Raw genomic sequence first — 10291 nt, 5'->3', positions numbered from 1 at the left:
AGGAGGCATTCGCCCCCCACCAGGAAGATGGTCCGCTTTGATGATCAATGCCCAATAAGGGCGAATTGCCGTTTTTCGGTGATGCTTGTGTCACTTCTCCCATGCGGGGTCACGTTTCCAGGGAGTCCGGCGCCTCGCCCGCCCCTCCACGGCCGCCTCACACGTTCGGGGGCGCACCCTCGATCGGGCGTCCGAGCACACCCGGTCGCCGCTGCCACGGACGTGGTCCCGCGGGCGGCCGGTAGGCCACTCCCAAGGCGTCGAGCCGGCGGTAGTGCGCGGTCATCCGCCGCTCGAAGTCCGCGAAGTCGCGGTCCGCGGGGGCGGGCAGGGCGCTCCAGGCCACCTCGGCGAAGGCGGCGAGCCGGGGGAACGTCTGGTAGTCCACGCGCGACTGATCCTCCATCACCTCGGTCCACACGTTGGCCTGGGTGCCGAGGACGTGCCGCGCCTCCTCTTCGGTGAGCTGCGGCGGAACCGGCTCGAAGCGGTAGACATCCTCCAGAGTGCGCACATATCCGATGGGCACCGGCTCGTCCGCCCCGCCGTCCTGACGGTGGTCCAGGTACACCTGCTGCTCAGGGCACATCACGACGTCGTGCCCGGCCCGCGCCGCGGTGATACCTCCCGCGTACCCGCGCCACGAGGACACCGCGGCACCGTCCGTGAGGCCCAGTGCCGTCGTCTCGCCCTTGGGTGCTCGTGATTCCCGCAGGCCTTCCTCGCCGTCCGCGGCCGGGGTGCGCTCTTCGGCCCGGCTCCCGCCCTCCAGGATCTCGTCCCAGCCGATGAGCCGGCGGCCGCGCGTACCGAGCCAGGTGTCGAAGTGCCGGATGAACCACGCCTGCAGACCGTCCTCGTCGGCGAGCCCGAGTTCCTTGATGCGCGCCTGGGCGGCGCGGGACTTCCGCCACTGGTCCTTGGCGCATTCGTCGCCGCCGATGTGGATGAAGTCCGAGGGGAACAGTTCCAGGACTTCCTCGAGCACATCCTCGTAGAACCTCAGGGTGTTGTCGGTGGGCGCGAGGACGTTCCTGGAGATGCCCCAGTCGTCCCAGACCGTGAGGGAGTCCGTGTCGACGACGTCGCGGTTGCCGAGTTCGGGATACGCGGCGATGGCCGCCTGGCTGTGCCCGGGCATGTCGATCTCGGGGACCACGGTGATATGCCGCTCGGCCGCATAGGCCACGATCTCGCGGATGTCTTCATGCGTGTAAAAGCCACCGTGCGGTTTCTCCTCCCACAGCGGGGACGCTCGGTGGCCGAATCTCGTGCGCGCCCGCCAGGAGCCGACCTCGGTGAGCCGCGGATACCGCTCGATCTCCAGACGCCAGCCCTGGTCGTCGGTGAGATGGAAGTGGAAGACATTGAGTTTGTGCGCGGCCATCAGGTCGAGGTAGCGCAGCACACCGTCCTTGGGCATGAAGTGCCGGGCGACGTCGAGCATGAGGCCGCGCCAGGGGAAGCGCGGCGCGTCCTCGATGATCTGGTGCGGAATTCCGTGGCCGGCTCCCGGCCGCACGGGTGCGCGCCGGAAGGCCTCGGGCCCGAGGAGCTGACGCAGCGTCTGGGCGCCCCAGAACACTCCGGCCGCGCTGCCGCCCCGGATCTCCACACCCCAGTTGACAATGGCGCTGAGTTTGTATGCCTCGGGTTCCAGTGTGTCGTCCAGGCGGAGCCGTACGGAATTGCGGCTGTCCTCGGCACCGGGCGGCAACGGCAGGCCGAGGGCCGCACCGAGAGTGGAGCGCAGCCAGCGTTCGGTGGTACCCGTACCGGGTGCGGCCACCAGGGCGGTTTCCCGGTCGAGCAGGACCCCGCAGCGCGTGGGGCCCTCGATGGCGCGCGGCGCCGGAATCAGTTCCATCACGTCAGTCCTTTACCGCTCCGCCCGGCCCGGAGACCGCCCGTCGCTGTACGAGTACGAATGAAGATCGGACCGGAAGAAGACGAGAAGTGCCGTCGTCACAGGAATCCGCCGCATGAATCTGGCGATCGGGAACGGGCGGTCAGGAACGTCATCAGCGGCCTGGGCCGGCGCCGGAAGCCACATCGCGGCCTGGCCGTCGCCGCGGGAAACGCGACCATTCCCGGGGCGAGGACGGCCGGACCCACCGGGCGATGGCCGTTGAGGAAGCAACGGCCGAATTCCCGCCCCCTGAAGGCGGATCCGCACCTGCGCGGCGCCGTCGAATCCGGCGGCCGTCACGGCGCCGGCCGCCGGATGAAGGCGGGGCGCCGCAGGAGTGGCAGAAGCCGTGCCGATCCGGCCCGGCCGAGTGGATTCCGACGGCGGTCGCGATCAAATCCATCCGGGCCGCCGGGACTTGAATGCCGCATTCCGTCAAGGCGGCGATGCGGGGCCCGATGGCGTCGCGGGCAGTTCTCCGGGCCGCCGATGACGGCGTCGACGCACCGGGAAGGCCGAGGGGCCGGGCGGGCGTCCAGTGGCGCGACGGTTCGGGCAGAGTGCTTCATCGAGCATCCTCCGGATCGAGCGCGTTGCAATATGTGCAATGGACGCTCTGCCCTGCACAACATCGGAGGCTACGGGCTCATGAACATGCCGACAACAGATCGCACCGCCCGGTGACCCGGCGGGACGCGTCCCCGGCGCCGGCAGGACGCCGGGCGGAAGGCACGAAGACCCCCGGGGTGCGCCACTGCGCGCCCCGGGGGTCCGGCGATGCCAGTCGGTGAGCCCGTCGGCTACTTGTCGCCGCCCTTGCCTTCGTCGCCACCGCTGCCCATGGAGTCGTAGATCTCCTTGCACATGGGGCAGACGGGGTACTTCTTCGGGTCGCGGCCCGGTACCCACACCTTGCCGCACAGCGCCACGACGGGCGTGCCGTCGAGCGCGCTCGCCATGATCTTGTCCTTCTGGACGTAGTGGGCGAAGCGCTCGTGGTCACCGTCGCCGTGCGACACCTGCGGTGTCGGCTCGACGAGGGTCCCCGTACCAGTACCGCGCTCGGGCTCAAGAGTGCTCATAGGGCCAAGGGTACTGAAGCCCGCACGCATCAGTTGAGCGTAGGGTCGTCCGGGTAGGTGGCCACCATCGCCAGCTCACTGCGCTGGCGTCGCAGCACCTCGCGCCACAGCCTCTCGGGCTCCGGGGACGACACGTCGCCGGGCTCCGACTCCACGACGTACCAGGCGCCCTCCACCAGCTCGTCCTCCAGCTGACCGGGGCCCCAGCCCGCGTACCCGGCGAAGATGCGCAGCGAGCCGAGCGCCTGGGCGAGCAGCTCGGGCGGCGCCTCCAGGTCGACCAGACCGATGGCCCCGTGCACCCGCCGCCAGCCGAGGGGGGCTCGCTCTCCCGATCCACCGGGGATCACCGCGACACCGAGCGCCGAGTCCAGCGAGACCGGTCCGCCCTGGAAAACGACCCCGGGCTCGCCCGCCAGGTCCGCCCAGCCCTCCAGGATGTCGCCCACGTCCACGGGGGTGGGGCGGTTGAGCACCACACCGAGCGACCCCTCCTCGTCGTGGTCGAGGAGGAGCACCACAGCGCGGTCGAAGTTCGGGTCCGCCAGGGCGGGCGTGGCCACGAGCAGCCGCCCTGTGAGCGAGGACACCTCGGTCATGCCAGACATGATCCCGCATCTTGCGTCCGGATGGGGAGGCAATACGGGTACGCGGGTGAATGCAGCTCAGGGCGTACAGGTGTGGCCCGGGCGCACACGGCGGGCGGTAACCCCTTGCGTCCGGATACGCACGGTTCGTGTTGTGGCGAATCTATGACGTGGCTGGGAAGTACTTGGGCTTACTCGAGGGGGGTAGGCGGCCATTACGCTTACGTCTCCGGCCCCTGCCCAACTCCACGGAACGCGAGATCCATGACCGTCAACGACGATGTCCTGCTTGTCCACGGCGGAACCCCGCTGGAGGGCGAAATCCGTGTCCGAGGTGCGAAGAACCTCGTGCCGAAGGCCATGGTCGCCGCCCTGCTGGGCAGTGCGCCGAGCAGACTGCGCAACGTTCCGGACATCCGCGACGTACGCGTGGTGCGCGGGCTGCTGCAGCTGCACGGTGTGACGGTCCGTCCGGGCGAGGAACCGGGCGAGCTGGTGCTCGACCCCACGCACGTCGAGAGCGCGAACGTCGCTGACATCGATGCCCATGCGGGCTCCTCGCGCATCCCGATCCTCTTCTGCGGCCCCCTGCTGCACCGTCTGGGCCACGCGTTCATCCCCGGCCTCGGCGGCTGCGACATCGGCGGCCGTCCCATCGACTTCCACTTCGACGTGCTGCGGCAGTTCGGCGCCGTCATCGAGAAGCGCGCGGACGGCCAGTACCTGGAGGCGCCCAAGGGGCTGCGCGGCACGAAGATCCGGCTGCCGTACCCGTCCGTCGGCGCGACCGAGCAGGTGCTGCTGACGGCCGTGCTCGCCGAGGGTGTCACCGAACTGTCCAACGCGGCCGTCGAGCCGGAGATCGAGGACCTCATCTGCGTACTGCAGAAGATGGGCGCGATCATCGCGATGGACACCGACCGCACGATCCGCATCACCGGTGTGGACAGGCTCAGCGGCTACACCCACCGCGCCGTCCCGGACCGTCTGGAGGCCGCGTCCTGGGCGTCGGCGGCGCTGGCGACCGAGGGCGACATCTACGTCCGCGGCGCGCAGCAGCGCTCGATGATGACGTTCCTGAACACCTACCGGAAGGTGGGCGGTGCCTTCGAGATCGACGACGAGGGCATCCGCTTCTGGCACCCCGGCGGCCAGCTGAAGTCCATCGCGCTGGAGACGGACGTGCACCCGGGCTTCCAGACGGACTGGCAGCAGCCGCTGGTGGTCGCCCTGACCCAGGCCACGGGCCTGTCGATCATCCACGAGACGGTCTACGAGTCCCGCCTCGGCTTCACCTCCGCGCTCAACCAGATGGGCGCGCACATCCAGCTCTACCGCGAGTGCCTCGGCGGCTCGGACTGCCGCTTCGGGCAGCGCAACTTCCTCCACTCCGCGGTGGTTTCGGGCCCGACCAAGCTCCAGGGCGCCGACCTGGTCATCCCCGACCTGCGCGGTGGCTTCTCGTACCTGATCGCGGCTCTGGCGGCCCAGGGCACCTCCCGGGTCCACGGCATCGACCTCATCAACCGCGGCTACGAGAACTTCATGGACAAGCTCGTGGAGCTGGGTGCCAAGGTCGAGCTGCCCGGTAAGTCACTCGGCTGAGCGAGCCGGTACGGCGCGAGGGGCGGTCACCCGGATCGGGTGACCGCCCCTTTGGCCTTACTGGGCCCGTACGCCGTCCCGAGGAGCGTCTACGGGCCTCGTTACGCCGTCCCATGGCGGTACGGCCTTCGCTGCGCCGTCCCGTGGGGGTACGGCCTCGTACGCCGTCCCGTGGCGCACGAACGGCAGGGTCAGTTGCCCTTGGCGGCTTCCTTGAGCTTGGAGCCCGCGGAGACCTTCACGCTGTAGCCGGCCGGGATCTGGATGGGGTCGCCGGTCTGCGGGTTGCGCGCGGTACGAGCGGCACGGTGGGTGCGCTCGAAGGTCAGGAAGCCGGGGATGGTGACCTTCTCGTCGCCCTTGGCGACGACCTCGCCGACCGTCTCGGCGAACGCGGCCAGCACGGCGTCGGCGTCCTTGCGGGTCACCTCGGCGCGGTCGGCCAGCGCGGCCACCAGCTCACTGCGGTTCATGTTGTTACTCCCGTGTTCTTCTTGCCGTTGAGGCGTGCCACGCGGCGGAGCCGCATGATGGGCACGTCGAAGCCGATGCTGCCAGGGTCCTCGGTGGGCCCCCGGACCCGGGTCCGTCGTCAGACCCTTCGCGCCCGAAGACGCATCCTGCCCCCACCTGCGGCGGGAAAGCCAATCCGGCACCCGTAGGAGTCGTGAGAACACCCGTGGGAGTCACACGAAAAGCGCCACTGCCTCATTGTGGTGACGCCGTTCCGCGCGCGGCAACGGATCGCAGGCCCCCGGGGGCCTGACCTGGCCGCCACCATAGAGGGCGACCAGGCGCCCCGGGTTCCACGACGCGCCGGATCCACGCCACCGTGGCAATGCTCACAGCCCGGGCGCAGCAAGGCCTACTCGGCGGAGGCCGCCACCGCCTTCGCGGCGTCGCGCACCGCACCCGCGACCGCGCCCGCGACCTTGTCGTTGAACACGCTCGGGATGATGTAGTTCGGGTTCAGCTCGTCCTCGGTGACGACGTCCGCGAGCGCGGTGGCCGCGGCCAGCATCATCTCCGTGTTCACCGTGCGGGACTGCGCGTCCAGCAGACCGCGGAAGACGCCCGGGAACACCAGGACGTTGTTGATCTGGTTCGGGAAGTCGGAGCGTCCGGTGGCCACAACGGCCGCGGTCTGGCGGGCGATTGCGGGGTCGATCTCGGGGTCCGGGTTCGCAAGCGCGAACACGATCGCGCCCTCGGCCATGGCGGCCACGTCGTCGCCGTCGAGCACGTTCGGGGCGGAGACGCCGATGAAGACGTCGGCGCCGCGCACGGCCTGCTTGAGGGTGCCGGTGAGGCCCTCGTGGTTGGTGTTGTCGGCGATCCAGCGCAGCGGCGAGTCGGGGGCGGCGGCCACCAGGTCCTCGCGGCCCGCGTGCACGACACCGTGGATGTCGGCGACGACGGCGCTCTTGACGCCCGCCGCGAGCAGCAGCTTGAGGATGGCCGTACCGGCCGCGCCGGCACCCGACATCACGACGCGCACATTCTCGATTCCCTTGCCCACCACGCGAAGTGCGTTGGTGAGGGCGGCGAGGACGACGATCGCGGTGCCGTGCTGGTCGTCGTGGAAGACGGGGATGTCGAGGGCCTCGCGCAGCCGGGCCTCGATCTCGAAGCAGCGGGGCGCGGAGATGTCCTCGAGGTTGATGCCGGCGAACCCGGGGGCGATCGCCTTGACGATCTCGACGATCGCGTCGGTGTCCTGGGTGTCGAGGCAGATCGGCCAGGCGTCGATGCCGGCGAACCGTTTGAAGAGGGCCGCCTTGCCCTCCATGACGGGCAGCGCGGCCTTCGGGCCGATGTTGCCGAGGCCCAGTACGGCCGAGCCGTCCGTCACGACCGCAACGGAGTTGCGCTTGATCGTCAGACGGCGGGCGTCCTCGGGGTTCTCGGCGATGGCCATGCAGACGCGGGCGACGCCCGGCGTGTAGATCATGGAGAGGTCGTCGCGGTTGCGGATGGGGTGCTTGGACGCCATCTCGATCTTGCCGCCGAGGTGCATGAGGAACGTACGGTCCGAGACCTTGCCCAGGGTCACGCCGTCGATACCGCGCAGCTTCCCCACGATCTCCTCCGCATGGGCAGTGGAGGTGGCCGCGATGGTGACGTCGATACGGAGCTTCTCGTGGCCGGACGCGGTGACGTCGAGGCCGGTGACCGAGCCTCCGGAGGACTCCACGGCCGTGGTGAGCTGGGAGACCGCGGTTCCGCTCGCGGGCACCTCCAGCCGGACCGTCATCGAGTAGGAGACGCTGGGCGCCGTTGCCATGGCCGACTTCCTCTGCTTTAACCGTGTGGCGGATATGCCGTCCGATCGTCGCACCTACTGAGGAGTACGTGGTAACGGCCCCGGATTGCGGACGTTTCGTTCGTCACAACCGAGTACTTTCGGAAAGCGTCTTCCACCATACGAGAGGCCTGGACGACGGTGGAAGCGACCCGGCCCACCAGTGAGAAGAGGTCCGCGTCACGGATGTGACGCGGACCTCTCGAACGTTCAACGACACCGACCCGCCATGCTCGCCTCGCGGCAAGTGGTCGCTCGCAGCGACAAAGGTTGGGCCCGGGGGCTTGGATCGGGCCGGTGTCACGTCAAGGCTAACAAACAGATCCGGCAAGGCCATTCCCGAACCGAGAGTTCATCTTCCGTACGGGTCAGTCCAGGTCAGCCGGGGGCCGATCCAGGCCCCGTCCAGGTCAGTCCCGGAGCAGATCCGGCACCCCGGCCGCGTCCGGCTGGTCGCGCTCGCTGGAGACCACCGTCAGCTGCTGGGTCGCCCGGGTCAGCGCCACGTACAGCACCCGCAGGCCCGCGGGGCTCTCGTCGGCGATCTCCGCGGGCGAGACGACGATCGTCGCGTCGTACTCCAGGCCCTTGGCCTCAAGGCTGCCGAGCGCCGCCACCCGGTCGCCGAGCCCCTCGAGCCAGCGGGCCGCCTCCTCGCGCCGGTTCATGGCCACGACGACGCCGACCGTGCCGTCCACCAGGCCGAGCAGCCGGGCGGCCTCGCTCCGTACGGTCTCGGCCATCGACCCGCGCACCACTGGGAAGCGCGGCCCGACGCCCGTGGAGCGGACGGCAGAGGGGGCCTCGGAGCCGGGCATCGCCAGGGCGAGGACCTTCGAGGCCAGATCGGCGATCTCCGCCGGGTTGCGGTAGTTGACCGTGAGGGTGAAGCGGCGGCGCGGACGCGTGCCCAGTGCCTCGTCGCGCGCCTCGGCCGCCTCGTCGGTGTCGGACCAGGACGACTGGGCCGGGTCCCCCACCACCGTCCAGGTCGCGTGCCGGCCGCGACGCCCGACCATCCGCCACTGCATCGGCGTGAGGTCCTGGGCCTCGTCGACGATCACATGCGCGTACTCGGTCCGCTCCTGGGCGAGCCGCTCGGCGCGCTCGCGCTGCGACTCCTCGCGTACGGGCATCAGCTCCTCGAGACCGGTCAGCTGGTCGAGCGGGTCCATTTCCCGCTTCTTCTTCGGGCGCGCGGGCAGGCCGAGGACGGCCTGCAGCTCGTCCAGCATCGCCACGTCGTGCACGGACAGCCCCTGCCGCTTCAGGGAGCGCGCGACCCTGCGCACCTCCGACGGGCTGAGGATGCGCCGCGCCCAGCGGCCGAGCCGCCTCTCGTCGGCCATCGCGGCCAGCACGACCTGCGGGCTCAGCTCCGGCCACCAGGAGTCCAGGAACGCGACGAAGGAGTCCTCGGAGGCGATGTCCTCGTCGAAAGAGGAGCGCAGCTCGGCTGCCAGCTCGGGGTCGGTGTGCCGGGTGGCCGAGCCGGAGCGGTTCCACAGGGCGTCCAGCAGCAGCTTGCGGGCGCGCGGGCGCAGCAGGTTCACGGGAGCGGTGCCGCTGAGGGCGTGGTGCCGGATGCGCTCCAGTTCCTCAGCCTCCAGTTCGAGGCGGCGACCGAAGGCGACGACCCGCAGCCGGGTCGGCGAACCGTTCGTCTCCAGGGCCCCGCGGGCGGCCTTCCGCAGCACCTTGAGCATGCGGTACGAGCCCTTGGCCCGGGCCACGGACGGGGAGTCGTACAGCGTGGCCTCGGCGCCGTCGACCAGCGAGCCGATGGCGCGGATGGCGACCTGGCCCTCCTCGCCCAGCGAGGGCAGCACGCCCTCGGTGTAGGCGACCAGCAGCGGAGTGGGCGAGACGATCAGGATGCCGCCCGCGTATCTGCGCCGGTCCTGGTAGAGGAGGTAGGCGGCCCGGTGCAGGGCGACGGCGGTCTTGCCGGTGCCGGGGCCGCCCTCGACATAGGTCACGGAGGAGGCGGGGGCGCGGATGACCATGTCCTGCTCGGCCTGGATCGACGCCACGATGTCCCGCATGGTGTGGGTGCGGGCCTGGCCGAGTGCGGCCATCAGGGCGCCGTCGCCGATCACCGGCAGCTCATGGCCGTCGAGTGTCGCCTTCAGCTCGGGGCGCATCAGGTCGTCCTCGACACCGAGCACCCTGCGGCCCTTGGAGCGGATGACCCGGCGGCGTACGACCCGCCCGGGTTCGACCGGCGTGGACCGGTAGAAGGGGGCGGCGGCGGGCGCCCGCCAGTCGATGACCAGGGGCGCGTACTCCTCGTCGAGGACACCGATGCGGCCGATGTGCAGGGTCTCGGCGATGTCGGCCGTGTTGTCGGCCCGCACCGCGCCCTCGGCGGGCTCGACCGCCGTGTACGCGCCGTCCGGGCCCTTCTTGCCGTCCTTGCCGGGAAGCAGGTCGATCCGGCCGAAGAGGAAGTCCTCGAACTCGTTGTTGAGCCGGTTCAGGTGGACGCCGGCCCGGAAGACCTGCGCGTCGCGCTCGGCCAGGGCTCCGGGCGTGCCGACGTGGCCGCGCTGGGCGGCGTCGTGCATCAGGAACTCCGCCTCGTGGATCTTCTCCTCGAGGCGCCGGTACACCCGGTCCAGGTGTTCCTGTTCGACGCTGATCTCCCGGTCGCGGAGCGAGTCGTGCGCGGACCTGCCGACCGGGCCGAGCGCGGTTTCCTGCTGAACCTGAGCGGCCACCGGGCCCCCTTCTTATGTGCTGGGCAGCCGTCTACCGTACGCGAAGGGGGCCCGAAGAGGCTACGCGGCCTGCCCCGGGCCCCCTG

7 protein-coding genes are annotated in these 10291 nt (G+C 70.2%); 1 reads left to right on the top strand and 6 read right to left on the bottom strand.

The features are described from left to right. Window positions 1-157: 157 nt before the first annotated feature. The 3 genes from ACQEXA_RS34540 to ACQEXA_RS34530 form a co-directional block, all read right to left on the bottom strand. On the bottom strand, window positions 158-1867 hold the full coding sequence (locus ACQEXA_RS34540; protein WP_432928258.1) for a beta-N-acetylhexosaminidase: 1710 nt from the start codon (window positions 1865-1867) through the stop codon (window positions 158-160). 842 nt (window positions 1868-2709) lie between these two features. Then, window positions 2710-2991 carry a DUF3039 domain-containing protein gene (locus ACQEXA_RS34535; protein ID WP_103841003.1) on the bottom strand — a complete coding sequence of 94 codons (282 nt, stop codon included), beginning with the start codon at window positions 2989-2991 and terminating at the stop codon, window positions 2710-2712. Window positions 2992-3020: 29 nt separating this feature from the next. Then, window positions 3021-3590 (bottom strand): YqgE/AlgH family protein, encoded by a 570-nt coding sequence (locus ACQEXA_RS34530; protein WP_359396945.1) that lies wholly within the window; start codon window positions 3588-3590, stop codon window positions 3021-3023. Between the two features lie 252 nt (window positions 3591-3842). Here ACQEXA_RS34530 and murA point away from each other — a divergent pair, with 252 nt between their 5' ends. After that, window positions 3843-5183, top strand: coding sequence for a UDP-N-acetylglucosamine 1-carboxyvinyltransferase (gene murA / locus ACQEXA_RS34525; RefSeq protein ID WP_432928261.1), 1341 nt, complete (start codon window positions 3843-3845; stop codon window positions 5181-5183). A 191-nt stretch (window positions 5184-5374) separates the two neighbouring features. On the opposite strand, the gene ACQEXA_RS34520 is transcribed toward murA, so the two are convergent. From ACQEXA_RS34520 to ACQEXA_RS34510, 3 genes are all read right to left on the bottom strand, one after another. After that, window positions 5375-5656, bottom strand: a complete 282-nt coding sequence (locus tag ACQEXA_RS34520) for an HU family DNA-binding protein (protein ID WP_351222056.1) — start codon at window positions 5654-5656, stop codon at window positions 5375-5377. A 392-nt stretch (window positions 5657-6048) separates the two neighbouring features. Continuing rightward, a complete protein-coding gene (locus ACQEXA_RS34515) occupies window positions 6049-7467 on the bottom strand; it encodes an NAD-dependent malic enzyme (protein ID WP_432928263.1) in 1419 nt (472 codons plus the stop codon). Window positions 7468-7895: 428 nt separating this feature from the next. Then, window positions 7896-10205: a HelD family protein gene (locus ACQEXA_RS34510; RefSeq protein WP_432928265.1), complete on the bottom strand. Its 2310-nt coding sequence runs from the start codon at window positions 10203-10205 to the stop codon at window positions 7896-7898. Window positions 10206-10291: the final 86 nt, after the last annotated feature.

Origin of the sequence: Streptomyces sp. CA-106110, assembly GCF_050936285.1 — a bacterium.
In the GTDB taxonomy this organism is placed as follows: domain Bacteria; phylum Actinomycetota; class Actinomycetes; order Streptomycetales; family Streptomycetaceae; genus Streptomyces.
The sequence above is the reverse complement of the archived record's forward strand: the minus strand, read 5'-3'. Positions and strand labels throughout refer to the sequence as shown.

Excerpts from the sequence above, each read along its gene's own strand:
- ACQEXA_RS34540 (WP_432928258.1), bottom strand. The coding sequence starts at position 1,867 with ATGGAACTGATTCCGGCGCCGCGCGCCATCGAGGGCCCCACGCGCTGC.
- ACQEXA_RS34535 (WP_103841003.1), bottom strand. The coding sequence starts at position 2,991 with ATGAGCACTCTTGAGCCCGAGCGCGGTACTGGTACGGGGACCCTCGTC.
- ACQEXA_RS34530 (WP_359396945.1), bottom strand. The coding sequence starts at position 3,590 with ATGACCGAGGTGTCCTCGCTCACAGGGCGGCTGCTCGTGGCCACGCCC.
- murA (WP_432928261.1), top strand. The coding sequence starts at position 3,843 with ATGACCGTCAACGACGATGTCCTGCTTGTCCACGGCGGAACCCCGCTG.
- ACQEXA_RS34520 (WP_351222056.1), bottom strand. The coding sequence starts at position 5,656 with ATGAACCGCAGTGAGCTGGTGGCCGCGCTGGCCGACCGCGCCGAGGTG.
- ACQEXA_RS34515 (WP_432928263.1), bottom strand. The coding sequence starts at position 7,467 with ATGGCAACGGCGCCCAGCGTCTCCTACTCGATGACGGTCCGGCTGGAG.